This is a genomic window from Streptomyces sp. NBC_01298 (genome assembly GCF_035978755.1).
In the GTDB taxonomy this organism is placed as follows: Bacteria; Actinomycetota; Actinomycetes; order Streptomycetales; family Streptomycetaceae; genus Streptomyces.
Window position 1 is genome coordinate 2,722,604 of sequence record NZ_CP108414.1, and the last position, 26,128, is coordinate 2,748,731.

The 26,128-nt window shown below is 74.5% G+C and carries 19 protein-coding genes; 7 read left to right on the forward strand and 12 right to left on the reverse strand.

The window, feature by feature from the left end; genetic code table 11:
• Positions 1-150 precede the first annotated feature (150 nt).
• From eccE to OG730_RS12160, 3 genes are all read left to right on the forward strand, one after another.
• Positions 151-1,434, forward strand: a complete 1,284-nt coding sequence (gene eccE / locus OG730_RS12150; RefSeq protein WP_327304262.1) for a type VII secretion protein EccE — start codon at positions 151-153, stop codon at positions 1,432-1,434.
• Positions 1,431-2,204 (forward strand): hypothetical protein, encoded by a 774-nt coding sequence (locus tag OG730_RS12155; protein ID WP_327304263.1) that lies wholly within the window; start codon positions 1,431-1,433, stop codon positions 2,202-2,204. Before eccE ends, OG730_RS12155 begins: the two co-directional genes overlap by 4 nt.
• Positions 2,205-3,540: 1,336 nt before the next feature.
• Complete coding sequence (locus tag OG730_RS12160) at positions 3,541-6,300, forward strand: SCO5717 family growth-regulating ATPase (protein WP_327304264.1); 2,760 nt, start codon at positions 3,541-3,543, stop codon at positions 6,298-6,300.
• Between the two features lie 119 nt (positions 6,301-6,419).
• On the opposite strand, the gene OG730_RS12165 is transcribed toward OG730_RS12160, so the two are convergent.
• From OG730_RS12165 to rimP, 9 genes are all read right to left on the reverse strand, one after another.
• Entirely contained in the window at positions 6,420-7,376 is a 957-nt protein-coding gene (locus OG730_RS12165) for a bifunctional riboflavin kinase/FAD synthetase (RefSeq protein WP_327304265.1), read from the reverse strand.
• A gap of 56 nt (positions 7,377-7,432) precedes the next feature.
• Positions 7,433-11,881: a serine protease gene (locus OG730_RS12170; protein ID WP_327304266.1), complete on the reverse strand. Its 4,449-nt coding sequence runs from the start codon at positions 11,879-11,881 to the stop codon at positions 7,433-7,435.
• Between the two features lie 374 nt (positions 11,882-12,255).
• Entirely contained in the window at positions 12,256-13,164 is a 909-nt protein-coding gene (gene truB, locus OG730_RS12175) for a tRNA pseudouridine(55) synthase TruB (protein ID WP_327304267.1), read from the reverse strand.
• The gene (gene rbfA, locus OG730_RS12180) at positions 13,164-13,640 is read right to left on the reverse strand and encodes a 30S ribosome-binding factor RbfA (RefSeq protein WP_327304268.1); all 477 of its coding nucleotides are present in this window, start codon (positions 13,638-13,640) and stop codon (positions 13,164-13,166) included. The genes truB and rbfA overlap by 1 nt, the downstream gene beginning before the upstream one ends.
• 29 nt (positions 13,641-13,669) lie before the next feature.
• Positions 13,670-13,963 (reverse strand): DUF503 domain-containing protein, encoded by a 294-nt coding sequence (locus OG730_RS12185; protein ID WP_030161467.1) that lies wholly within the window; start codon positions 13,961-13,963, stop codon positions 13,670-13,672.
• Positions 13,964-14,126: 163 nt separating this feature from the next.
• The gene (gene infB / locus OG730_RS12190) at positions 14,127-17,300 is read right to left on the reverse strand and encodes a translation initiation factor IF-2 (RefSeq protein ID WP_327304269.1); all 3,174 of its coding nucleotides are present in this window, start codon (positions 17,298-17,300) and stop codon (positions 14,127-14,129) included.
• A 156-nt stretch (positions 17,301-17,456) separates the two neighbouring features.
• Positions 17,457-17,744, reverse strand: coding sequence for a YlxR family protein (locus tag OG730_RS12195; protein ID WP_266881406.1), 288 nt, complete (start codon positions 17,742-17,744; stop codon positions 17,457-17,459).
• 188 nt (positions 17,745-17,932) lie between these two features.
• The gene (nusA, locus tag OG730_RS12200; protein ID WP_327304270.1) at positions 17,933-19,033 is read right to left on the reverse strand and encodes a transcription termination factor NusA; all 1,101 of its coding nucleotides are present in this window, start codon (positions 19,031-19,033) and stop codon (positions 17,933-17,935) included.
• Positions 19,034-19,035: 2 nt separating this feature from the next.
• Positions 19,036-19,533, reverse strand: a complete 498-nt coding sequence (rimP, locus tag OG730_RS12205; RefSeq protein WP_266904030.1) for a ribosome maturation factor RimP — start codon at positions 19,531-19,533, stop codon at positions 19,036-19,038.
• Positions 19,534-19,687: 154 nt separating this feature from the next.
• Here rimP and OG730_RS12210 point away from each other — a divergent pair, with 154 nt between their 5' ends.
• From OG730_RS12210 to OG730_RS12225, 4 genes are read left to right on the forward strand one after another with little or no spacing between them, the layout of a single operon-like run.
• Positions 19,688-20,239: a hypothetical protein gene (locus tag OG730_RS12210; RefSeq protein ID WP_327304271.1), complete on the forward strand. Its 552-nt coding sequence runs from the start codon at positions 19,688-19,690 to the stop codon at positions 20,237-20,239.
• Positions 20,236-20,691: a ferritin-like domain-containing protein gene (locus tag OG730_RS12215; RefSeq protein WP_327304272.1), complete on the forward strand. Its 456-nt coding sequence runs from the start codon at positions 20,236-20,238 to the stop codon at positions 20,689-20,691. The genes OG730_RS12210 and OG730_RS12215 overlap by 4 nt, the downstream gene beginning before the upstream one ends.
• A 52-nt stretch (positions 20,692-20,743) precedes the next feature.
• Positions 20,744-21,646, forward strand: a complete 903-nt coding sequence (locus OG730_RS12220) for an aminoglycoside phosphotransferase family protein (RefSeq protein WP_327304273.1) — start codon at positions 20,744-20,746, stop codon at positions 21,644-21,646.
• A gap of 41 nt (positions 21,647-21,687) precedes the next feature.
• Positions 21,688-22,596, forward strand: a complete 909-nt coding sequence (locus OG730_RS12225; protein WP_327304274.1) for a slipin family protein — start codon at positions 21,688-21,690, stop codon at positions 22,594-22,596.
• Positions 22,597-22,669: 73 nt separating this feature from the next.
• On the opposite strand, the gene OG730_RS12230 is transcribed toward OG730_RS12225, so the two are convergent.
• From OG730_RS12230 to OG730_RS12240, 3 genes are all read right to left on the reverse strand, one after another.
• Positions 22,670-24,373, reverse strand: coding sequence for a proline--tRNA ligase (locus OG730_RS12230; RefSeq protein ID WP_327304275.1), 1,704 nt, complete (start codon positions 24,371-24,373; stop codon positions 22,670-22,672).
• Positions 24,374-24,431: 58 nt separating this feature from the next.
• The gene (locus tag OG730_RS12235) at positions 24,432-25,001 is read right to left on the reverse strand and encodes a GNAT family N-acetyltransferase (protein ID WP_327309232.1); all 570 of its coding nucleotides are present in this window, start codon (positions 24,999-25,001) and stop codon (positions 24,432-24,434) included.
• A 137-nt stretch (positions 25,002-25,138) separates the two neighbouring features.
• On the reverse strand, positions 25,139-25,984 hold the full coding sequence (locus OG730_RS12240; protein ID WP_327304276.1) for a GNAT family N-acetyltransferase: 846 nt from the start codon (positions 25,982-25,984) through the stop codon (positions 25,139-25,141).
• Positions 25,985-26,128 lie beyond the last annotated feature (144 nt).

Sequence of the window (26,128 nt, forward strand, 5' to 3'; positions counted from 1 at the left end):
TAGGGTGAGGCAGCCGCTCCACGCCTTCCGGGCCGGGGGAAACAGGGGTGTTGGGGCGGGTTGGGGAGATTCCGGGGGCGAGCGGCCGGCTGTCGCGCGTGCTGCCGGGGCTCAGGGGTACGAACCCCGGAAAGGTGAGGTGCGCGAGTGATGGCCACTGCCGTGAGGCCGCGGACCGGGGCGCCCGAATCCGCGCGCGCCGGAGTGACGCCGCATCCGAAGTCCGGCCCGGGGCGTTTTGGCCCGTTCCGATTGCAACAACTCGTGCTCCTCCAGGTGGCCGCCGCGGCTCTGCTGGCGGCCTGGGTCGTGGATCCGCTGCTGCTGGCGCCCGCCGGTGTGCTCGCCCTGCTCCTCGTCCTGCTCGCGGTCGTACGCAGGCACCGGCGCTCGCTGCCCGAGTGGATCGGCGGCGCCCTCGCCCTGCGCGCACGCCGCCGCCGGGCCGCCGCCACGGCGGTGCCGGCCGGTACGGAACCCGGGCTGGCCCCGCTCGTCGAGGCCGAACCGGCTTTGCGGACGCTCACGTTCAGCGAGCGGGAGCGCGACCGTGACCGGCGGCCCGTGGGCATGGTCGGTGACGGCACCTTCCTGACCGCGGTGGTCCAGGTCGACATGGACGCCACCGCGCTGCGCCCCGACCGGGCGGCGCGGCCGCTGCCGCTGGCCCTCGTACGGGACGTCCTCGAAGTGGACGGCATCCGGCTGGAGTCCGCGCAGCTCGTGCAGCACACCCAGCCCGCGCCGGCCCCGCACCTGCCGGCCCAGTCGATGGCCGCGCGCAACTACGCCCCGCTCCAGGCCCTGACCGGGAGCCCGGCCGTACGCCTCACCTGGATCGCGCTCAAGCTGGATCCGGAGCTGTGCCCCGACGCGGTCACCGCGCGCGGGGGCGGGCTGCCGGGGGCGCAGCGGTGTCTGGTGCGGGTCGCGGACCAGTTGGCGAGCAGGCTCGCGGGGGCCGGGTTCCGCGCGACGGTGCTCACGGAGCAGGAGCTGACGGGCGCCCTGGCCACGTCCTCGTGCGCGAACCCGATGGCGATCACCCAGGCGGGGCGGTCGGCGGCCACGGGCCGGCGCACCGAGGAGACCTCGCGGACCTGGCGCTGCGACGACCGGCGGCACACCACGTACTGGATCAGCCGCTGGCCCCAGTTGGGCGGGAGCGGGGCGGCACTGCCGCAGTTCGTCGCGCTGCTGACCTCACTGCCGGCGCTGGCCACGAACTTCAGCCTCACGATGACCCCGGCCGCGCGGCACGAGGTCGCGCTGACCGGGCACGTACGGGTCACCGGGCGCAGCGACGAGGAGCTGGTCACCGCGCGGCGCGGACTGGAGCAGACGGCCCGCGGGGTCAAGGCCGGGCTGGTACGGCTGGACCGGGAGCAGGTGCCGGGGCTGCTGGCGTCGCTGCCGCTGGGAGGGACACGATGAGGGGCTCTCGTTCGGGATCCGCTGCGGGACCGGGATCCGCTGTGGGATCGCGCGCCGGAGCGGGTTCGGGCTCGCGGGGCGGGTTCGGGCTGGTCGGCCCGCGCCGGGAACGGCACGTGGTCCAGGCGGCGGAGCTGGACGCGCTCGCGCTGCCGGTCGGGGACGACGGAGTCGTCATCGGCGTCGACTCGGGGGGCCGCCCGGCGGTCCTCGGCATCAACCGGCCGACTCCGTACGAGGTCACGCTGATCGGCGGTCTGTGGACGGCGCAGGTCCTGGCCCTGCGGGCCGCCGCCACGGGGGCGCGGGTGACGGTGGAGACCGGGCGCGGCCCGGTGTGGTCCGGGCTGGCGCAGGCCGCGGGCGGGGGCCAGCAGTGCGTGACCCTGCACGACGTGGGCCGGGTGCCGCCTCAGGGCGCGTCGGCGGGCAGTCCGGTCCTGGTGATCCGCGACTGCGGCATGCGGCCGCCGCGGGGCCGCGTCGCGGCGGGACCCTGGCAGTCGGTCCTGACCCTGCTCCCGTACCTGAGCCCGGCGGCCCCCCGACTGGTGCGCAACGCCTCCCTGGTCGGCGTCCAGCGGGTCTCCCCGGACGAGGCCGAGCAGCTGGGCCGCCTGATGCTGCTGCCGGCGGCGGCGGTGGAGTCACTGCCGACGCTGGGCGACGGGGTCACGCTGTGGTGCACCGAGCGGGACCGGCAGTTCGTGATGACCCAGCCGACGGACGGGGAGACGGGCCTGCTGGGCCCGGCACGTCGCATCGACTGAGCGGGGACGGAGGCCTGGCGCCTGCCCTGGCCCTGGCCCTGGCCCTGGCCCTGGCCCTGACCGGGCGCTGACCGGCTGAGCGGGTCCGGGAGTTCCGGGTGGCTGCCGGCGGGGCCCGGGGTGCGGCGGGGTTCACCCTCACGGGGGACCCCGGGTCGTGGCGTGGACACCCGGGAGGTACCGGTTCGGGGAACCGTGGCTCGCGGGACGCGGGTCGGCGGGGCAGCGTGTGCGCGGCTCGCGGTCCGTTCCGCGGAACCGGTGTCCCGAGGAACGGACCGGACCGGGCAGCCATGGCCCGACGGTGGAACCAGCCCGCCGGCGGAACGGCAACGGCCAGGCCGCCGACCCGGTTCGGGCGACGGGTCAGCCGGGAACCGGGTGACCCGAACGGGCGGTCCGGTAACGGCAGAACAGAAACAGGCGAGCTCCGGCCGGCACCGCGGGAACCGCCCGGCGGAGCGATGTGCCGGGGCTGGGCAGGGCGTGCCCAGCCCTGCCACCACCGGCGTAGACCGGACGCCGACGGAACATGCAGGGGCGCGCCATGGTCCAGTAGCCCCCGAACCGGCGAGCCTGGGACAGGCGAACCGCGACCCGCGGGCCGGGAACAGGCGAACCGCCACCGGCGAACCTGGAACAGGCGAACCGCCACCCGCCGGCCGGGAACTTGCGAGCCTCCACCGGCGGGGCACGAACAGGCGGAGCCGAGCCGAACGAGCCGGGGATGGACGGGAGCCAAGACCAGGCGAGCCCCGGTCCGACAGGACCGGAGCCGGCAGGCCGAGCCGAACGTGCCACAGCCCCCGCTTCCGGCGAACCGGCCCGGGCCCCTCCAGCCCGTCGGGCGCTCGAGGACCGGGTCCGGGCGGAGCCCGGGGAACGGGCGAACCGGGGGTCCCCCGGACGGAATCTGGGGGAGGGTAGGGGACCTCGCCCCGCAGGGCCCACCACCCGCACCACGCAAGCGGCGCGGGGCAACCGGCCGACCGGCCGACCGGCCAACCGGGCAACGTCAGGCCGCACCAGGCGAGGGCGAAGCGGACGGGGAACCCGCGGGGCGGGAACAGCTGGACGGGGACCGGCCCGCACGCGCCCCCGACGAAGGGCGGGCCGCAACCGGGCGGGTACGGAACGGCGTGATACGGCAGGTGGGCCGGGGAGACGGGATTGGCCGGGGCCCGGCCGTATGGGCAGGATGGGGGCGGCCCCGGCCCGTGGTCCGCCCCGGGTACGGGCAGACGGGGGCGGAGACCGGCCGCAGGGCACGATTAGGCTGGGCGACGGCGTGGCCCGGTGGGACGCCGGACCAGTGTTCGACAGATCAGGAGGACCAGTGAGCGGCGATCGGAACGAGAGGCGCGGCGGGACGTGGGACGTCCCGACGGACGATCAGTCCGACGCGGAGCCCGAGCTGACGGGCGAGTTCACCATCGACTACACCCCGCCGGCCTGGTACACGCAGGGCTCGGCTCCGGCGGCCGCCGCGATCCCGGGCCTGCCCGAAGGCAGCGGCTTCGAGCCCCACCGGCCTCCGTCGGACCTGGAGACCCCTCCGACGATGCGCATCGCACCGCCCGCGCCCCGCGCGGCGTCGAACCCGGCACCGGCCCCGGCCGTGCCGTACGCGGGCACCCCCGACGCACTCACGGCGCTGCCCGCGGACTCCGCGCCCGCACCGTACGCTCCGGCTCCGGCGGCTCAGGACCCGGCCGCTCAGGACCCGGCCGCTCAGGCGGCACCGTACGCTCCGGCCGCCGGCACCCCAGCCGCGTCTTACCCGTCGGCCCCCAGCACCCCGGCCGCGCCGTACGCCCCGGCCGCCGACGCCTCCGCCCCGGCATACCCGCCGGCCCCCGACACTGCCGTCCCGCCCCACCCGTCGGCCCAGGGCACCGGACTGCCGTCGAACCCCGCCGGCACGGGCAGCCCCGCTCCGACCCACACCCCGGCCCCGGACGCCGCCGGGCCGGCGTACCCGTCGGCCTCGGTCAGCGCCGCCTCGCCCCACACGCCGCCCTCGGGCACCGGGCTGCCGTCGAACCCGGCCGCCCCGGACAGCCCCGCCCCGGCCCACACGCCGCCCCCGGACTTCGCCCCGGCGCCGGTCCCGCCGGTCCCGGACGGCTCCGCGCCCGGCCGCGCCGACGACGCCGCGCCGCAGCCCGCCGCACCGGCCCCGGACGCCGCCCTGCCGCCGAACCCGTCGGCCTCGGCCAGTGCTGTCCCGCCCCACCCGTCGGCCTCGGACTCCCCCGCGCCGCCGTACCCGGGCAGCCCGGCCCCGCCGTATCCCTCCGCGCCGGACGCCGGCATCCCTCCCCACGCCCCGGCCCCGGCCCCGGACAACGCCCTTCCCCCGTACCCGGGCAGCCCGGACGCCGCCGCCCCGGCCCCGCCGGCCTCGGACGGCATCGCGCCGGCGCCGGCCACCGGGTCCCCCGCCGGTCAGGGCCCCTTGAGCGACCCGTACGCCGCCGCGCCCGCCGGCCAGGGGCACGCGCCGGCTTCGTACGACGCCCGGCCGCCGTACGCGGACTCCGCGCCGGTCGGCGACGCGCCGCCCGCCGTCGTGCGTACGCCCACTCCCCCGGCGGGGACGGTCATCCCCACGCCGCGCGAGGCGAACCCGTTCGAGGGATCCGCCGGAGCCGCCCCGGCGTCCGGCGCCGAACTTCCGCAGTGGTCCGCCGAGTTGACCGCACCGGTGGACCCCCAGGCCGGGTACGACATCCAGCCGCCGTCCCAGCCCCGCCCCCAGACGCCCGACGCCGGGTACGGATTCCCGCCCGCGCACCAGGCCCCGCAGGCACCCCAGCAGCAGCCGCAGCCGCAGGCGCAGTACGCCGATCCGCGCGGCGGCCAATGGCAGCAAGGTCCGCCGGGGCCCCAGGGACCGCAGGGCCCCCACGGCCAGGACCCCCGTTACGGCGGCGGCGCACCCCAGCCCTCCGGCGGCGCACCCCTCGGCTACACCGCCGCCGTCGAGCTGTCCTCCGACCGCCTGCTGCGCGGCCGGCAGAAGGCCCGGAGCGGCAACAACGCCTCCGGTGGCGGCGGCCTGTTCCGCTTCGGCGGCAAGGCGGCGGAAGCGGAGCGGCGGCGCAAGCTGGAGCTGATCCGCACGCCGGTGATGTCCTGCTACCGGATCGCCGTCATCAGCCTCAAGGGCGGCGTCGGCAAGACGACGACCACCACCGCCCTCGGCGCCACCCTCGCCACCGAGCGCCAGGACAAGATCCTGGCCATCGACGCGAACCCCGACGCCGGCACCCTCGGCCGCCGCGTGCGCCGCGAGACCGGGGCCACGATCCGGGACCTGGTCCAGGCGATCCCGTACCTGAACTCGTACATGGACATCCGCCGGTTCACCTCCCAGGCGCCCTCCGGTCTGGAGATCATCGCCAACGACGTGGACCCGGCCGTCTCGACGGCCTTCAACGACGAGGACTACCGCCGCGTCATCGAGACGCTCGGCCGCCAGTACCCGATCATCCTCACCGACTCGGGCACCGGTCTCCTCTACTCCGCGATGCGCGGGGTCCTGGACCTGGCCGATCAGCTGATCATCATCTCGACCCCGTCGGTGGACGGCGCGAGCAGCGCAAGCACCACCCTCGACTGGCTCTCCGCGCACGGGTACGCCGACCTCGTCTCGCGCTCCCTCACCGTGATCTCCGGCGTCCGCGAGACCGCCAAGATGATCAAGGTCGAGGACATCGTGCGGCACTTCGAGACCCGCTGCCGCGGTGTCGTGGTGGTCCCGTTCGACGACCACCTCGCGGCCGGCGCCGAGGTCGACCTCGACATGCTCCGGCCCAAGACGCGCGAGGCCTACTTCAACCTCTCCGCCCTGGTCGCCGAGGACTTCATCCGCGCCCAGCAGCAGGCGCCACAGAACCACTGGGGCCAGCCGCAGCCGCCCCAGCAGCCCTACCCGCAGCAGCCGCAGCCGCAGCCGCCCCACCAGCCCCAGCAGCAGCCCCCGTACGGCCAGCAGCCCTACCCCACCCCCGGCCAGCCCTGGCCCCAGCAGCCCGGCCAGCCCCAGCCGCCCCAGCCCAACGGGCCCCCGCGCGACCCGCGCCTGGGCTGACGGTGGGCGGCTGACCGCCGGCGGCTGACGGCCGGCGCAGCCCGCACACGCACGAGGGCCCGTACCGCCCCCGGAATCCCCGGGACGGTACGGGCCCTCGCCCGTCGGCCGACCGCTCGTCAGCGCTCCGCGTCGTACGCGTCCGTCAGCACCCGCGCGCGCTTCACGTCGTCGGCGATGGCCTCCAGCAGCCCGTCCAGCGACTCGAACTTCGCCATCCCGCGCACGTAGGCGAGGAAGTCCACGGCCACGTGCATGCCGTACAGGTCCAGCCCGACCCGGTCGATCGCGTACGCCTCCACGGTCCGCTCGGTCGCGTCGAACTGCACGTTCGTGCCGACCGAGATCGCCGCCGGCATCCGCTCGCCGTCCGCCGTCAGCCAGCCCGCGTACACCCCGTCGGCCGGGATCGCGGTGTGCGGCTGCGTCTCCACGTTCGCCGTCGGGTAGCCGAGTTCGCGCCCGCGCTGCGCACCGCGCACCACGATGCCTTCGAGCCGGTGCGGGCGGCCCAGGATCTCGGCCGCGCCGTCCATGTCGCCCTGCGCCACGAGCTTGCGCGCGAGCGTGGAGGAGAACGGCACGCCGCCGCCCGCCTCGCCGCGCTCCACCAGGTCCACGACCTCGACCTCGTAGTCGTAGGTGGCGCCGAGCTGCCGCAGGAACTCCACGTTGCCCGCGGCCTTGTGGCCGAAGCGGAAGTTCGGGCCCTCGATGACCGCCAGCGCGTGCAGCTTGTCGACGAGCACCTTCACGATGAAGTCGGCCGGGGACAGCTGCGAGAACTCCGCCGTGAAGGGCAGGATCAGCAGCGCGTCCACGCCCAGCCCGGCCATCAGCTCGGCGCGCCGGTCGTACGGGGCCAGGATCGGCGGGTGGCTGCCGGGGCGGACGACCTCGCTCGGGTGCGGGCTGAAGGTGACGACGACGGAGGGGACGCCGAGTTCGCGCGCCTTGGCCACGGCGCGTCCGATGATCAGCTGATGACCCCGGTGGACGCCGTCGTAGGAGCCGATGGTGACGACGCCGCGTCCCCAGTCCTGGGGGATGTCCTCCAAGCCACGCCAGCGCTGCACTGTGACCGCTCCTCGCCCGAACCCTTTAGGCCCTGTCCTGATTGCCGATTGCAGGTCTAAGACTGCCATGCCGGTGCCCGCTGCCCATCATCGGCGTCGTCCGGCGCGGACGCGCTCCGGGACGCACTCGCGGACGCGCTCGCGGACGCGCTGTGAGCGAGGGTCTCGACGGTCCGGCGCGCGCCCGGTCCCAGCAGCGCCGCCGCCTCCTGCGGCGCCCGCTCCAGCCAGCGGGCCACGAGCGCGCGGAAGGCCGGTTCGGCCCGCGCCAGCTCGACCGTGCGCCGCTCGAAGACCGCCGGCCCGCCCGGTGTCCCCAGCAGTTGCCGGCCGGTGCGCCGCAGCAGGTCCCGGGTACGGTCCGGCGGCGCGCCGGCGGCCGCGCCCGCCGCCAGCGCGCCGAGGAAGGCGTCGAGCACATACGGATCGAGCTCCTCGCGGAGCAGCGCCTCGGCCAGTTCGCCGCGGAGCGTGTACGAGGACTCCGTGCCCGGGGCGGCCAGTACGCGGGCCAGCGCCGCCCGGACCGGGGGCGGACCGGAGCCCAGCAGGTCCCGTACGAGCGGGCGGAGCACGGGGGCGGCGGCCAGACCCTGTTCGAGCCGCCGCTCCACGAACTCGGCGGCGTGCGCCGCGTCCTGCGGGTGCCGCGCGAGGTGGTCCCGTACGAGGTCGGCCGCGCGCCGCGCCAGACCCGGCGTGGTCAGCGCGGCCAGCGCGCGCACCACCTCCCCGTCGGCCCGCTCCCGCAGTGCGGCGAACACCGCGTCCGGGTCGGGCAGCACGGGGAGCGCGGCCACCAGCGCGGCGGCGGGCAGCCGCCGGCCGGGCACGGGGTCGCGGAAGCAGGCGAGGGCCTCGGGGAGGTAGCGGGCCCGGACCTGGGGGTCGCGGAGCAGGATCCCGAGGGCGCTCCCGTGCAGGGAGGCGTCCGCGGGGCGGGCGAGGAGGGCCTGCGCGGCGTAGCGCAGCAGCTCGCGGTCGGCGGGGGTGCGTACGTGCGGGGCGGTGAGCGGCCCGTACGCGGCCGCCGCGACCCGGCGGCCGGGCCGCTCGTCGTGGGCCCAGCGGTCCACGGCCCGGCTGAGGGCGGAGGGCTCGTCCTCGGCGAGTACGGCGAGCAGCTCGTCGGCGCGGGGGTGCGCGGCGGTGACGAGCGCTTCGGCGAGGTCGTCGACGGCCAGGCTGCGATGGGTGTGCAGCAGGGCCTGTGCGGCGGTGGCGACGGTGGCCCCGGGCCGCCCGAGCAGCCGCCGCTCGTCGCGGAACCAGCCGCAGAGCAGCGGCTGCACCAGGTGCGGTGCCCGGACCAGCCGCCGGGCGGCGGCGTCGAGGAGCCGGTGGTCATGGGGCACCAGCCGCCGCAGCAGCTCGAACCGGTCCTCCTCGGCGAGGCGCAGCCGGCTCCAGAACCACACCCCGAACTCCCCCTCGTCCTGGCCGCCCTCACCGGGTGCGGTGGTCCCGCCGGACCCGGTGCCGCCGACGCCGCAGGTGGCAGCCGCCCCGGGACGGACGGGCCCGGCCAGCGCATCGGGCCCACCGGCCGCCGGCACTCCACCCTGGGCGGGAATCCGCGGCTGCCCGGTGCCACAGGGCCCCGCCCACGCGGCGATGTCCGCCGGCCCCAGAGTGCCCGCGTACGCGGCGGACCCGGCCGACGCCGAAGGCACCACGACCGGCGCCGGGCGAGGCAAGTCCATCCCGGGAGCCCCGGCGTCCACGCCGGACCCGGCCGATGCCGAGGGTGCAGCCACCGGCGCCGGGCGGTGCAGGTCCGCCCCGGGAGGCCCCGCATACCCGGCGGAGCCAGCCCATTCCGGGGATCCGGCCACTGGTGCCGGGCGGGGCAAGTCCATCCCCGAAGTCCCCGCACACCCGGCAGACCCGGCCGACGCCGAAGGCGCCACGACCGGCGCCGAGCGCGGCAAGTCCACCCCCGAAGTCCCCGCACACCCGGCAGACCCGGCCGACGCCGAAGGCGCCACGACCGGCGCCGAGCGCGGCAAGTCCACCCCGGGAGACCCGGCGTCCGCGGCGGAGCCGGCCGGTGTCGGGGCCGGGCGCGGCGGGTCCGCCCCCGGAGGGGTGCCCTGCGCCGGAGCAGGACGGGGCCGGGACAGGTGCTCGGCCAGGGCGTGCAGGACCGGCAGGTACGGCGTGGCGTCGGGGGCGCGCAGCAGGGTCTCGCCGATGAGACGGGCGGCCCACCAACCCGCCTCCGGGCCGTCGGCTCCGTCGAGCAGGGCCACGAGCCGCTCCAGCGCGGCTGCCCGCTCCCCGGGCGGCAGCAGACGCACGCCCTCCAACACGGGACCGATGCGGTGACGGGGGACGTCCCGACCCAGGGTGTCGAGGGCCACCGGGAGGTCCAGGTGCGCGGCCTGCAGCCAGTCGGCGAGCTCCTCGTGGGCGAAGCGGTAGCCCTCGCCGGCCGGCACCAGCAGCCCCTCCGTGAGCACCGCGGAAGCCCACCCCGACCGCCAGGGGAACAGTTCCTCGAAGGAGGCCCGGTCCAGCTGTCCCTGACCCGGCCCCAGACACCGCCGGGCGGCTTCGTGCACCCGCCCGGCCACCCGCGCGGCCAGCCGGCCCACCCCGGGCCCGTACACCCCGGCCGCATCCGGCCCGGCCACGCCCGGCCCACCCGCGTACGGCCCCGCCGTGTCCTGCCCACCCGCGTACGACTCAGCCCTGCCCCACTCACCCGAATCCGGCCCGCCCGAATCCGGCCCACCCGCCCCCGGCCCACCCGCGCCCGGCCCGTCCGCATACAGCCCGCCCGTACCCGGCCCGCCCGCGTACGGCCCCGCCATCCCCCACCCGCCCAAATCCGGCCCACCTGAATCAGGCCCACCCGTAGCCGGCCCGCCCAGGAAGGGCGCGGCCGTACCCCGCCCGCCCCCGAACGGCCCGGCCGCGTCGCATCCGTCCGTCTCCCAACCGTGCGGCCCGCCCCCGGCGGCCGGGTTCGCGGCCGCGGCGCGGCTGTGGGGCTCGGGGAGGGTGGCGGATGCGCGGACGGCCACGCGCAGGCACAGCAGGGCCAGGTGCGCCGCGAAGACCTCGTCACGGGACGGACGGCCCGCGGTGACCCCGGCCGCGCGGATCTCCGCGAGCAGCCGCAGGGTGAGCGGGTGCCGGGCGTCGGAGTCGGCGACGGCCCCGGCCGGGATGCCCAGCCGGGTCCGGGCCCGCTCCGCTTCCTCGGGGGTGAGGTCGCCGACCGGGACAGCGGGCGGCAGCCGACGGGCCGGCCGGGCCGGGATCCGGAGCATCCGCGGCGGGTAGAGCTGCCCGGCCGACTCCCAGTGCTCGGGGCGGGCGGCCACGGCCAGCCGGGCCCCGGTCGCCTCCAGCCAGGCGGCGGTGGCGCCGGTCCACGGCCCGGCCCGCCCCGCGAGCCGCGGCGGCATCTCCTCGGGCCCGTCCAGGACGACGAGCAGGGGCCGCCCGGCCGAGGCCACGGCCGAGGCCAGCGCCGAGGCCGATGCCGGGTCGGGGCCCCCGTCGGGGCAGCCGTCCGGCCCCGGGGCGGCGGCCGGAACCTCCAGGATCCGTCCCGCCTCCGCCAGGGCCCGCGCCACCGCGTCGGCCAGCGAGGTGTCGTCGGCCCGCAGGTCGGCGCCGCGCAGCCAGAGGGTCGGGGCCGGGTGGGGGCCCCGGGCGCGGCGGGCCGCCAGCGCGGCGAGGGCGGTGGTGCGGCCGGTCCCGGGACGGCCGACCAGCGCGAGGACCCGGTGATCCCCGGCGGCGAAGGCGTCCAGTTCGGCGGCGATCTCCGGGCGGTCCACCGGCTCCGGCCCACCAGTGGCGAGGGCCGCGCCCAGGGTGGTGCCGGTGAGCTGGAGGGCTCCGGCGAGGTTCAGGTCGGCGCCGAAGCCCGGCACGGTCGCGGCGTTGCGTTCCAGCAGCGCGGCGAGGGGTCCGCTCGGATCGGCGGCGGCCGCGGCCGCCAGGGGCACGGCGAAACCCCCGGAGCGGTGCTCCGCCCGCAGAGCGGTGCACAGGACCGCGAGCACCGCTCCGGTTACGGCGTCCAGCACCGGGCCCCCGCAGGCCTCGCCGCCGAGCCGCAGCGCGTCGCGGCCGTCGGTCCCGATGGCCAGTTCCAGCGCGGCCGGGAGCAGGTGCAAACCGTCGGTCGCGACCCCAGCCGCGTAAGTGGTCTCGGCCGAGCCGAGCACCCGTGCCTGGCGCCAGCCCCGCGCGGACAGCCGTACGTACGTCCCGGGAACGATCACCCCGCGCGGCGCGACCGGCAGCGGCCGCACCCCGAGCCCGTCGCTGCGTACGAGCGCCAGCCCCAGCTCCGGCAGGGCCGTCACGTCCGAGGCCCCGGCCCGCCAGGTCCGCTCCCCCGGCCCCGGCCCGTGCAGGACCATCCGGGCCAGTCCGTCCACCGCCTCGTGGCTGGTGAGCACCGTCCCGCGGTCGTCCGCGACGAAGCCGCTCCCCCGCGGCCGTCCGGCGAGATCGCAGATCCTGATCAGTTCCGCCGTCACCGCACCACTCCCCGCCGCGCGTGCCCCGTAGCCACGACCGTAGGCAGGTGAAGATCAGCGGGAACAGCACGCGTGGCGAAAGCGCCCCCTTACGCTCCCTCCATTCACTCCGAGCGCCTGCTCGGACGGGTGAATAAGGGGGTCCGGATGGATAGAGACCTATCCGAGGGGGGTCGTGGAGCGGCGAGCAGCAGCGGTCCCTGTGCGCTCGCCGCTCCACGTCGAAGCAACACCGACCGGGCCAAGCAACACCGGCCGGGCCAAGGAACACCGGCCGGGCAAACGAGAACCGGCCGGCCCGAAGGCCGGCCGGCGAATCGCCTCAGCGGAACGCGTAAGCGGAACACGTCAACGGAACAGATCAGTGGAACGGATCAGGCGAAGACCGCGAGCGACTTCGCCTTGCCGCCCTTGCTCTCGACGAGGCCGAGCAGCTGCCCGTCCGGCCCGTAGACCGCGACCGCCTTGCCGGGCTCGTACTCGTCCGGCATGTCGATCCGCACGCCGTTCGCCAGCAGCGACGCCCGCCGGGCGTCGAGCTCCCAGCGCGGGAACGCGGCAGCCGCCGCGTCGCCGATCGGCATGACGGTCAGCTCCTCCTGGAGCTGGTCGAGCGTGCGCGCCCGGTCGATCTTGTACGGGCCCACCCGCGTGCGCCGCAGCGCCGTGAGGTGCCCGCCGACGCCGAGGTCGGCGCCCAGGTCCCGCGCGAGCGCGCGGATGTACGTACCGCTGGAGCAGACCACGGAGACGACGAGGTCGACGACCTTGGTGCCGTCCTCGGCCTCCGCCTCCCGCATGTCGTACACCTGGAACGAGGAGACGGTCACCGGGCGGGCCGGGATCTCGAACTCCTCGCCGTCGCGTGCGCGCTTGTAGGAGCGCACGCCCTTGATCTTGATGGCGCTGACCTTGGACGGGACCTGCATGATCGCGCCGGACAGCTTGGCGATGCCCGCGTCCACGCCCTCCCGGGTGACCCCGGTGGCGTCCGTGGAGGAGGTGATCTCGCCCTCGGCGTCGTCCGTCAGGGTGTTCTGGCCCAGCCGGATGGTGCCGAGGTACTCCTTCTCCGTGAGCGCGAGGTGGCCGAGGAGCTTGGTGGCCTTCTCGACGCCCAGGACCAGCACGCCCGTAGCCATCGGATCGAGCGTGCCGGCGTGGCCGACGCGGCGGGTCTTGGCGATCCCGCGCATCTTGGCGACCACGTCGTGCGAAGTGAAACCGGACGGCTTGTCGACGATGACCAGGCCGTCCGGCGTCTTCCCTGCGTTGGTGCTCATTACGCGGATGCGTCCCCGTCTTCGTCGGCGACGTCGTCAGCTTCGGCGTCGTCCTCGTCGGGCTTCTTGTACGGGTCGGCGTCGCCGGCGTACTTCGCGCCCGAGGAGACCTCGCGCACCTGGGCGTCGGAGGTCCGCGCCTTCTCCAGGAGGTCCTCGATGCTCTTGGCGGTCTCCGGAAGGGCGTCCGCCACGAACGTCAGGGTCGGCGTGAACTTGGTCTGCGCCGCCCGGCCGACCGCGGAGCGAAGTACGCCCTTGGCGCTCTCCAGACCCGCTGCCGCACTGACCCGCGCCTCGTCGTCGCCGTACACCGTGTAGAAGACCGTGGCCTCCCGCAGGTCGCCGGTGACCCTGGTGTCCGTGATGGTCACGTGCGTACCGAGGCGGGGGTCCTTGACGCCGCGCTGCAGCTTCTCGGCCACCACCTCCCGGATGAGGTCCGCCAGCTTCTTCGCCCGCGCATTGTCGGCCACTGGTCCGTCTCCTTCTTAAAGTCTTGCGGTCAGTCTTCATCACCGTGGAGCCGCCGTCGTACCGACAGCAGTTCCACTTCCGGACGTGCCGCGACCAGCCGCTCGCAGCGGTCCAGTACATCCGAGAGGAACCCCGTGTCCCCACTCACCAGAGCGACCCCTATACGGGCCCTGCGGTGCAGGTCCTGGTCGCCCACTTCGGCCGCGCTCACAGAGAACTTGCGCTGGAGCTCGGCCACGATGGGCCGGACGACGGAGCGTTTCTCCTTCAGCGAGTGAACGTCGCCGAGGAGCAGATCGAAGGACAGAGTCCCCACGTACATGCAGTTCCGGATATCCCGCCGGTGCGGGTTCGGTGGCCTGCCGGCCGTCGCGCGGCAGGGTCATCAGAACCGTACACGCAACGGCCGGGGCCGATCGACGGATATTCCGCCGACCGGCCCCGGTGTTACAGCTACCTACGACACGGTGCGAACCGCCTCGCGCTTACGCGCGGGGCTTCTCGCGCATCTCGTACGTCGCGATGACGTCGTCGATCTTGATGTCGTTGAAGTTACCGAGGTTGATACCACCCTCGAAGCCTTCGCGGATCTCGGTGACGTCGTCCTTGAAGCGGCGCAGACCGGAGATGTTGAGGCTCTCGGCGATGACCTTGCCATCGCGCAGGAGCCGCGCCTTGGTGTTGCGCTTGACCTCGCCGGACCGGATGAGGACACCGGCGATGTTGCCCAGCTTGGACGAGCGGAAGACCTCGCGGACCTCCGCCGTACCGAGCTCGACCTCTTCGTACTCCGGCTTGAGGAGACCCTTCAGGGCCGCCTCGATCTCCTCGATGGCCTGGTAGATCACCGAGTAGTAGCGGACGTCGACACCCTCGCGCTCCGCCATCTGCGCGGCACGGCCGGCCGCACGGACGTTGTAGCCGATGACGATGGCGTCGGAGCCCATCGCCAGGTTGATGTCGGACTCGGTGACCGCACCCACACCGCGGTGCAGGACGCGGATGTCCACCTCTTCGCCGACGTCGAGCTGGAGCAGCGAGGACTCGAGAGCCTCCACCGCACCGGACGCGTCGCCCTTGATGATGAGGTTGAGTTCCTGGACCAGACCGGCCTTGAGGACCGAGTCGAGGTCTTCCAGGGACACCCGGCGGACGCGCTTGGCGAAGTTGGCGTTGCGCTCACGCGCAGCACGCTTCTCGGCGATCTGACGGGCCGTACGGTCCTCGTCGACGACGAGGAAGTTGTCGCCGGCGCCGGGGACGTTGGTGAGACCCAGGACCAGGACGGGGGTCGCGGGACCCGCTTCCTCGACGTTGTTGCCCTTGTCGTCGAGCATGGCGCGCACGCGGCCGTAGGCATCGCCCACGACCATCGTGTCGCCGACGCGGAGGGTACCGCGCTGGACGAGGACGGTGGCAACGGCACCGCGGCCGCGGTCGAGGTGGGACTCGATCGCAATACCCTGAGCGTCCTGCTCCGGGTTGGCGCGCAGGTCGAGCGAGGCGTCGGCGGTGAGGACGACGGCCTCGAGCAGGGAGTCGATGTGCAGACCCTGCTTGGCGGAGATGTCGACGAACATCGTGTCGCCGCCGTACTCCTCGGCGACCAGACCGAACTCGGTGAGCTGACCGCGCACCTTGACCGGGTCGGCACCCTCGACATCGATCTTGTTGACCGCGACGACGATCGGAACGCCGGCGGCCTGGGCGTGGTTGAGCGCCTCGATCGTCTGCGGCATCACGCCGTCGTTGGCCGCGACCACGAGGATCGCGATGTCGGTCGACTTGGCACCACGGGCACGCATGGCGGTGAACGCCTCGTGACCCGGGGTGTCGATGAAGGTGATCTTGCGCTCTTCATCGTTGACCGTGGCGCTGACCTGGTACGCACCGATGTGCTGCGTGATGCCACCGGCCTCGCCCGCGACGACGTTCGTCTTGCGGATGGCGTCGAGCAGTCGGGTCTTACCGTGGTCGACGTGACCCATGACGGTCACGACCGGCGGACGCGGCATGAGGAATTCCTCGCCGCCCTCGTCCTCGCCGAACTCGATGTCGAAGCCCTCGAGGAGCTCGCGGTCCTCTTCCTCCGGGCTGACGATCTGAACGACGTAGTTCATCTCGCCGGCCAGCATTTCGAGGGTCTCGTCGGAGACGGACTGCGTGGCAGTGACCATCTCGCCGAGGTTCATCATCACGGCGACGAGCGACGCCGGGTTGGCGTTGATCTTCTCCGCGAAGTCGGTGAGGGAGGCACCGCGCGACAGGCGAACGGTCTCGCCGTGACCACGCGGCAGCATGATGCCGCCGACCGACGGGGCCTGCATGGCCTCGTACTCCTGGCGACGCTGGCGCTTGGACTTGCGTCCACGACGCGCGGGACCACCGGGACGGCCGAAGGCGCCCTGCGTGCCACCACGGGCATTGGGACCACCGGGACGCCCGCCGAAGCCGGGACGACCGCCGCCACCGGCACCGGCCGGACCGCCGCCGAAGCCGCCGCCACCGGGACGGGGACCGCCGAAGCCGCCGCCACCACCCGGACGCGAGCCCGGACCGGCCGGACGACCGGCGAAGCCGCCGCCCGCGGGACGACCGGCGCCACCGGCGCCGCCGGGACGGGGACCGCCCGCACCGGGACCACGGCCACCGGGGCCGCCACCGGGACGGGGACCGGGACCACCGGCAGCGGGACGCTGCGGCATCATGCCCGGGTTGGGACGGTTACCACCGGGAGCACCACCGGGACGCGGGGCGCCGCCCTGCGGACGCGGCATGCCGCCCGGGGTCGGACGACCCGCACCGGCACCCTGGGGACGCGGAGCGCCGCCGGGGCCGCCCTGCGGACGGGGAGCGCCACCCTGGCGGTCACCGGCGCCGGGGGCGCCGGGACGGGGAGCGCCGGCCGGACGGGGCGCCTGCGGGCGCGCCATGCCGGTGGAGCCACCAGAGGTGAACGGGTTGTTGCCCGGACGGGGACCGGCCGGACGGGCGCCCTGCGGACGCGGGGCCGAAGCACCGGGACCGGCGGGACGCTCGGTGCGCGCCGGAGCGGCACCGGCCGGACGCGGGGCGCCGGGACGGGCGCCGGACTGGCCGCCCTGGGCCGCCGGACGCTCGGTGCGCTCGGGGCGCTGCTGCGCCGGACGCGGACCGGGGGTCGCGCCGGGGCCGGCGGGACGGTCGGTGCGCGCCGGAGCCGCGGCGGCCGGAGCCGCCGGAGGCGCGGAGAACTCGGTCGCCACGGGAGCCGCCGGAGCGGGCTTCGGGGCGGCCGGAGCCTTGGGACCCGGACGCGGACCACCGGGGGCGGCGGTCGGGGTCACCGGGGCGGGGGCGCTGACGGCCGGAGCCTCGGCAACGACCGGCTTGGGGGCCGGTGCGCCGGGCTTCGGGGCAGCGGGACGTGCAACAGCACCCGGGGTGGGAACCCCGGGCTTGGCGGGGGCGGCCTTGCGGGGCTCACCCGGCTTCGCAGCGGACTTGCCGGCGTTGCCGCCGGGGCCCTGCAAAGCATCGGTCAACTTGCGTACGACCGGCGCCTCGATAGTCGAGGACGCCGAACGGACGAACTCACCGAGTTCCTGGAGCTTGGCCATGACGACCTTGCTCTCAACTCCGAACTCCTTGGCGAGTTCGTATACCCGGACCTTAGCCACTTCGCTCCTTTTAGGTCCGGGTTACGCCGGACCGTCTCTACTTCATGCTCGTACTCATCGCGTACTCATCGAGGGGTGCTCATCGCAATCTCGACCTACTTCCAACTCGCGAGGTACCTGACCGCACGGTGATGTGATCCGTGCCGTACTACGTGCTTACGGTGTCGCCTCGGCCTCATCGGCCACGGCATTGTGCAGTTCCGCCGTGTCGAACGGTCCTGCGGACTTGAAGGCCCGGGAGAACGCCCTACGGCGGACAGCCTGGTCGAGGCAGACCACGGCGGGGTGCACGTAGGCACCCCGGCCGGGCAGCGTACCGCGAGGATCGGAGACACATTTGTCACCGACCGCCACGATGCGCAGCAGATCGCTCTTGGCCGCTCGCTCCCGACACCCCACACAGGTGCGTTCGGGGCATGCGCGGGCTTGCGTCCGGCCAGACACGCTTAAGTCTACCTCCCCGCACCGACCTCACCCCTTCGGGCGAAAAATCGAACGGATGTTGTCGTGATCACCAGTGCCGGGTCACGCCGCCGAAACCTCGGCGGCGGACAGCCGTGCACGTCGAGCAGGGCTCTTGTCGCCCCTGCCGTTCTTGTGTACCGCCCGGACAGCTCCGGGCGGTAGCGGTTTTATTCCCCGCGGCGGTCGTCGCGCCGGTCGTCCCGGCGGTCGTCGCCCCGGTCGCCCCGGTCGTCGCGGCGCTCGCCGCGGTCGTCACGGCGCTCGCCCCGGTCGCGGTCCTCGCCGTCCGAGGGCTGCTCGGTGTCGGGACGGATGTCGATGCGCCAGCCGGTCAGGCGGGCGGCGAGGCGGGCGTTCTGGCCCTCCTTGCCGATGGCCAGCGACAGCTGGTAGTCGGGCACGGTCACCCGCGCGGACCGGGTGTCCCAGTCCACGACCTCGACCTTGCTCACCCGGGCGGGTGACAGGGCGTTGGCGACCATCTCCGCCGGGTCGTCCGACCAGTCGACGATGTCGATCTTCTCGCCGTGCAGCTCGGCCATCACGTTGCGCACGCGGCTGCCCATCGGGCCGATGCAGGCGCCCTTCGGGTTGAGGCCGGAGCGGTTGGCGCGGACGGCGATCTTGGTCCTGTGACCGGCCTCACGGGCGATCGCGCAGATCTCGACGCTGCCGTCGGCGATCTCCGGGACCTCCAGCGCGAACAGCTTCTTCACCAGGTTCGGGTGGGTGCGCGACAGGGTCACGGACGGACCGCGGACGCCCTTCGCCACCCGCACGACGTACGACTTCAGCCGCAGTCCGTGCGTGTAGTCCTCGCCGGGGACCTGCTCCTGCACCGGCAGCATGGCCTCCATCTTGCCGATGTCGACCAGGACGTTCTTCGGGTCCTTGCCCTGCTGCACGACGCCGGTGATGACATCACCCTCGCGGCCCAGGAACTCGCCGAAGGTCAGGTCGTCCTCGGCGTCGCGCAGACGCTGGAGGATCACCTGCTTGGCGGTCGTCGCGGCGATGCGGCCGAAGTCCGACGGGGTGTCGTCGAACTCCTTGGCCTCCTGGCCCTCTTCCAGGTCCCTCGGGTCCTCGGTCGCCCACACGATCACGTGACCGTTGGCGCGGTCGAGCACGACGCGTGCGCGCCGGAAGCTTCCCTCGGTGCGGTGGTACGCGATGAGGAGGGCCGACTCGATCGCTTCGACGAGCAGGTCGAAGGAAATCTCCTTCTCCCGGACCAGACCCCGTAGGGCACTCATGTCGATGTCCACGACTACGCCTCCTCTTCCTTCTTGTCCTTGCGGTTGAACTCGATCTCGACACGCGCCTTGGCGATGTCGGTGAACACGATGCGGCGGGCGGTCGCCTTGCGGCCCTTCACGCCCGGGACCTCCAGGTCCATGCCCTCGTCGTCGACGTCGAGGATGCGGGCGATCACTTCCCCGCCGTCCGACGTCTGGAACTTCACGAGGCGGCCGATCGCCCGGATGTAGTGACGGTGCTCGGTCAGCGGGCGGTCCGCGCCCGGCGAGCTGACTTCGAGGACGTACTCGTCCTCACCCATCGCGTCGGTCTCGTCCAGCAGGTCGGAGACCTCGCGGCTCAGCTCGGCGCACGCGTCCAGCTCCACGCCTTCGTCGGAGTCCACGATGATGCGCAGCATCCGGCGCTTGCCCGCCTTGGACGTCTCGATCTCCTCGAGGTCCAGGCCCTTGGCGGCGACGAGCGGCTCCAGCAATGCGCGCAGCCTGTCGCTCTGGGTGGTGCTCATCCGGGTGACTCCTCGGCCGCGTGTGCTGTTGTGATTTCCGTCGTGCGTCAGGTCAAAGGGTATCCGGTCGCGGGGGGTGTTGCCGTCCGCCCTGTGGACGGGGCCCCGGGTACGGTGATCACACCCTGCCGGCCTTCACCCTTAGGACGTCCCCGTGCCCTCGATCCCGCCCTCGCGAAGAGGCCTGCTCGCCGGTGCCGCGGGCGTCGCCGGAGCCGCGCTGCTCAGCGGCTGCTCCGACGACGGGCCGCCCGCCGCGGCCCCCGAGGTTCCACTCGAACGGCGGATGCGCGAGACGGCCGTTCGTGAGAGCGAGCGACTGCTGGAACGTTACGACGCGACGGCCGCGGCCCATCCGGCCCTCGCCCAGCGCCTCGTACCGCTGCGCGCCTCGGTCGCGGCGCACACCGCGGCCCTCGCCGACGAGGGCTCCCCGGCGGCCTCGCCCTCCCGCTCCGCCTCCGCGCACTCCCCCGTCCCGACCGGCGCCGCGGCCGCTCCCCCCGCTCCGGCGGCCGCGCCGGTGCCCGCCGCGGCCGCCGACGCGCTGACCGCCCTCGCGGACGCCGAGCGGAGCCTGGCCGAGGCCCGGACGATCTCCCTGGCCGGCGCCCCCGGGGAGCTCGCCCGGATGCTCGCCTCGGTCGCGGCCTGCGGCCACGTGCACGCGTACCTGCTGACCTCGAACCCGGGAGCCTCCTCGTGACCTCCACACCCTCCCCCGCCGGCCGGGTCCTGGAGGCGGCGCAGGCCGCGCTCGCCGCCGAGCACGCGGCCGCGTACGGCTACGGCGTGATCGGGGCCCGGGCCTCCGCCGCGCGCTCCGCCGAGGCCCGCGAGGCGCACGGCGGCCACCTCGCGCGCCGCGACGCGCTCGCCCGCACCGTGCGTGAGCTGGGCGGTTCCCCGCGGCCCTCGGAGGCCGCGTACACCCTGCCGTTCACCGTGCGCACGCCCGCCGACGCCGAGCGGCTGGCCGCCGGGATCGAGGACCGGGTGGCCGGCGCGTACTCCGATCTGGTGCGCGCCACCGAGGGCCGGTTGCGCCGCGAGGCGGCCGACGCGCTGAGCGCCGCGGCCCTGCGGGCGGCACGGTGGCGCGGTGTCGGCGTAGCCTTCCCTGGGCTCACCGAACGCGCGGACACACCGCCGACCTAGCGCGCAACCATGCGCGACGGGCCCGGGCACGGCTGAAAGGGACCACGCACGCATGGCTTTCGAACCGCCGCAGCGGCTCCTACGGGCGCTCGGCGAGCTGCCGGAATCGGCGCACGTCTCGGACTGGCTGGGGCAGCTCCCCGGGCTGGCGCAGGACGCGCTGGCCCGGCGCGGGGTGCAGGCCCAGCGGGTGCAGGCGCCCGGCGGGCGCAGCAGCCTGGTCGTCCTCGTCCGGTACGCCGACGGGACCCCGGCCACGCTGAAGCTGGCCCCGCCGGAGCTCCGGCCCGACCGGGAGCTGGCCGCCCTGGCCCACTGGGGTGGCTTCGGGGCGGTACGGGTCCTCGACACGCGCCATCACGAGGAGGACGGGGCGCTGCTGCTGGAGCGGCTGCACCCCGAGGTCTCGCTGCGGTCGCTGCCGGAGGCGAAGGCCCTGCTGGAGGCCTGCGGCACGCTGCGCAGGCTGTGGGTGGCCCCGGCGCCGGGGCACGGCTGGGAGACGGTCGCCGAGCGGACCTCCGAGCAGGCCGAGGTGCTCCGCAAGGCTCCCCCGGAGACGGCGGAGCTGGCCTCGGCGGCGCTGGCGGCCCGCGAGGAACTGACGGCGGCGCCGGCCGAGGAACTGCTGCTGCACGGGAACTTCCGGCAGGGCAAGGTCCTCTCCGGCGAGCGCGCTCCGTGGCTGGCGGTGGGTCCGGACCCGATGGTCGGCGAGCGGGCGTACGACCTGGCGCGGCTGGTACGGGACCGGCTGGAGGACCAGATGGCCTCCTCGGCGGGGGCCTCGGGCGCCCGGCGACGGGTGAACAAGCTGGCCGACGCGCTGGAGGTGGACCGGGACCGGCTGCGGGGCTGGACGCTGTTCCGCGCGGTCGAATCGGGCAACCGGGCGCTGGCCGCGGGGCGGCGTCGGGACGCGGAGCTGCTGCTGGAGTTCGCGGGCTGGTTGTAGGGCATAAGCCTTGTGGGGGACCTGCCCGCCAGGAGGACGCCATGCTCCAGGAACTGCTGACAGCCGGCGCCGTCGCGGGCGTCGGGATCGCGGCCTACGCGGGCGCCGCCGCCCGCGTGGTGAAGCAGTACGAGCGGGGCGTGGTCTTCCGCCTGGGCCGGCTGCGGGGCGGTGTCCGGGGGCCCGGCTTCACCTTCGTGGTCCCGGTCGTGGACCGGCTGCGCAAGGTCAACATGCAGATCGTGACGATGCCGGTGCCCGCCCAGGAGGGGATCACGCGGGACAACGTCACGGTGCGGGTGGACGCGGTCGTGTACTTCAAGGTGGTGGACGCGGCCAACGCGATCATCGAGGTCGAGGACTACCGGTTCGCCGTCTCCCAGATGGCGCAGACCTCGCTGCGGTCGATCATCGGCAAGTCCGACCTGGACGACCTGCTGTCCAACCGGGAGCAGCTCAACCAGGGCCTGGAGCTGATGATCGACAGTCCGGCGGTGGGCTGGGGCGTCCAGATCGACCGGGTGGAGATCAAGGACGTGTCGCTCCCGGAGACGATGAAGCGGTCGATGGCGCGGCAGGCGGAGGCCGACCGGGAGCGGCGGGCGCGGATCATCAACGCGGACGCGGAGCTCCAGGCGTCGAGGAAGCTGGCCGAGGCGGCGGAGGTCATGTCGGAGCAGCCGGCGGCGCTTCAGCTGCGGCTGCTCCAGACGGTCGTGGCGGTCGCCGCGGAGAAGAACTCCACGCTGGTCCTCCCGTTCCCGGTGGAACTCCTGCGCTTCCTGGAGCGTGCGGCCCCCGCGCCTGCGGCGACGCCGCCGAGTGCCGCCGCCCCCGCTCCGGCGGTGGCGCCCCCGGCCACCACCGCGGGGCTCGGCCCCGGGGCGGTCCCGGAGCCCTGCCTGGACGGGTCCCCGCCACCCGCTGCGGAGCCGGACGTGCGCGGGTAGACGCTGCGCGGAGCTGTCCCCTACCCGCCCCGCGCGGCGGCAAGGGGTGCCGCGGGGACCGCGCCCCGCAGGGTTACGCGTCCGCGGTCAGGCGGGACAGGGCCTCCTCCAGGGGGAGTTCCTCTCGGGTGCCCGAGCGGCGGTCCTGGAGCTCGACCACCGACTCCGCCGAGCGGCGTCCGGCCACCAGGATCCACGGGACCCCGATGAGTTCCGCGTCCGTCAGCTTCACACCGGGTGACAGGCCGGGCCGGTCGTCCAGGAGGACGCGCAGCCCCGCCGCGGCCAGCGAATCCGCCGCCGACTCCGCGAGAGCGAGCGGCACCGCCTTGCCCGCCGCCACGACGTGCACGTCGGCCGGGGCCACCGCCGCCGGCCAGCACAGGCCCCGCTCGTCCGCCGTCTGCTCGGCCAGCGCGGCCACCGCGCGGGAGACGCCGATCCCGTAGGAGCCCATCGTGACCCGGACCGGCTTGCCCTCCTTGCCGAGCACGTCGAGCCCGAAGGCGTCGGCGTACTTGCGGCCGAGCTGGAAGATGTGCCCGATCTCGATGGCCCGGTCGAGCCGCAGCCCGGCGCCGCAGGAGGGGCAGGGGTCGCCCTCTTGGACGACGACCACGTCCAGGTACCGGTCCACCTCGAAGTCCCGCCCGCAGACCACGTTCCGGGCGTGTGTATCGGGCTGGTTGGCGCCCGTCACCCAGGAGGTGCCCGGCGCGACGCGGGGGTCGGCGAGGTAGGTGACCTTCTCCAGGCCCTGCGGGCCCACGTAGCCCCGTACGAGGTCGGGCCGGCCGGTGAAGTCCTCCGCCGTCACCAGCTCCACGACCGCCGGGGCCAGGTGCTCGCCGAGCTTGCCGAGGTCGACCTCGCGGTCGCCCGGTACGCCGACGGCGGTGATCTCGCCGTCCACCTTCACCAGGAGGTTCTTCAGCGTCGCCGAGGCGGGGATGCCCAGGTGCGCCGCCAGGGACTCGATGGTGGGGGTGTCGGGGGTCGGGATCTCCTCCAGCGGGCCGTGCTCCCCCTCGGCCGGGGTCAGGGCGAAGGTCACCGCCTCCGTGTTGGCCGCGTAGCCGCAGGAGGGGCAGTCCGCGAAGGTGTCCTCGCCGGCCGGGGCCGGTGCCAGGAACTCCTCCGACGCCGAGCCGCCCATCGCGCCCGACACCGCCGACACCACCCGGTGGTCGAGGCCGAGGCGCTCGAAGATGCGTACGTAGGCCTCGCGGTGGAGCCGGTAGGACTCCGCCAGGCCCTCGTCCGACACGTCGAAGGAGTACGAGTCCTTCATCTGGAACTCGCGGCCGCGCAGGACGCCCGAGCGGGGCCGCGCCTCGTCGCGGTACTTGGTCTGGATCTGGTACAGCATGACCGGCAGGTCCTTGTAGGACGTGCACTGGTCCTTGACGACCAGGGTGAAGATCTCCTCGTGGGTGGGGCCGAGCAGGTAGTCGGCGCCCTTGCGGTCCTTGAGCCGGAAGAGCAGGTCCCCGTACTCCGACCAGCGCCCGCTGACCTCGTACGGCTCCTTCGGCAGCAGCGCCGGGAGCAGCACTTCCTGCGCCCCGATCCCGTCCATCTCCTCGCGGACGATGCGCGAGACGTTGTCCAGGACCCGCTTGCCGAGCGGCAGCCAGCTCCACACCCCGGCGGAGCTGCGCCGGACGTAGCCGGCGCGGACCAGGAGGCGGTGGCTGAGGGTTTCCGCGTCGGCGGGGTCCTCGCGGAGGGTCTTGGCCATGAGGCGGGACATGCGCTGCACGTGTTGCGTTGACATGGAGGGAGGCTATCGGGGGCCGCGCGGGCCTCGGAAACGCTTTCCGGGCCCGCGGGGGTCAGGGCCTGCGCAGCGGCAGCGGGGCGCCCATGACGGCGTACGGGAGGCTCGCGCTCGGGAAGAGGACCTGGCGGGCCAGGTCCGTGTAGCCGAGGGAGCGGTAGAGACCGCGGGCGGGGCTCTCGGTGTCGATCGCGGAGAGGATCGAGCGTTCCTCGGCGGCGGTGTCGGTGATGAGGGTGATGAGGGCGCGGCCGACGCCCTTGCCCTGGAACCCGGGGTGGACGTGGAGCTCGGTGATCACGAAGGAGCCGTCAAGCCAGCCTTCGAGGCCGCCGGTCCGCAGATAGGGCTCGACGACTCCGGACCACCAGTGCGTGCGGTCGTTGGGCATGCCGTAGACGAACCCGGCGAGGCCCCCGTCCTCGGTGAACGCGCCGAGCGCGCGGGCGCCGCGGCAGGTCATGTGGCGCTGGACGATGTAGCGCCGGATGCCGACCTCCTCCTCGCTGAGGCCGAAGGCCATGGCCTGCACGCGCAGGGCCTCGTCGACCCGGGCGGCGAGGTCCAGGGCCCCGATGCGCAGGCCGGCGGGCCGGCCGGGGTCTTCTCCCGCGGGGGTAGGCATCATGCGGCGACCTTACTGGCCGGGCGTGCGGACGGACAGGAAGATCGGGACAGGACGTGCCCGACGCTCGGAACGGCACGCTCGGAACGGCACGCTCGGAACGGCAACCTCGGAACGGCAACCTCAGAAAGACACCCTCAGAACAGCACGCTCATGAACGCGCCGACCTCGCGGAAGCCGACCCGGCGGTAGGAGGCGCGTGCGGCGGTGTTGAAGTCGTTGACGTACAGGCTGACCACCGGTGCCACGTCCCGCAGCGCGTACGCGACGACGGCGGCCATCCCGCTCTCCGAGTGTCCGCGGCCGCGGAACTCGGGGGCCACCCAGACGCCCTGGATCTGGCAGGCGCGGGAGGTCGCGGCGCCGATCTCGGCCTTGAAGACGACCTTGCCGTCCTCGACGCGGGCGAAGGAGCGTCCGCTCGCCACCAGCTCGGCCACCCGGGCCTGGTAGAGCAGGCCGCCGTCGCCGGTCATCGGGGAGATGCCGACCTCCTCGGTGAACATGGCCACGCACGCGGGCATGATCAGGTCCATCTCGTCCTTGCGGATCCGGCGGACCCCGGGGTCGGCGGTCACCGTGGTGGACGGCTGCTCCATGATCATGAGCGGCTGCCGGGAGCGGACGTCCCGGGCCGGGCCCCAGCTGGGCTCCAGGAGCTGCCACAGCAGCCGCGTCGCATCGGCGGGGCCGACGATCGAGGAGCAGCGGCGGCCGGTGCGCCGGGCGCGGTCGGCGAAGGCCCGTACGGCGTCGGGGCCGGCACAGACGGGCACCAGGTTGGCGCCGGCGTAGCAGAGGGAGCGGAGCTCGCCGTCGGCGTACCAGCCCCACATCTCGCCGCCCAGGCGCCACGGGTCGAGCCCGGCGATCTGGACCCGGGAGGTGACGAAGGCGTTCTGGACCGGCTCGCGTCCGAGGATGTCGAGCGCGGCGTCGAGATCACTGGGCTCAAGGACCCGGGTGGTGGTCTGCGTCAACACTGGGGCCTCACCATGCAAGTCTGCTGATCTCCGCACTGTACCCGGACCGGCTCCGAGATGCCTTGGAGGTCCCTCGGAGGCGCCTTCGGTGCGGTCCGACCGGAGGCCCGCACGCCGACGGGCCCGGAACCGCACCTGCGGCTC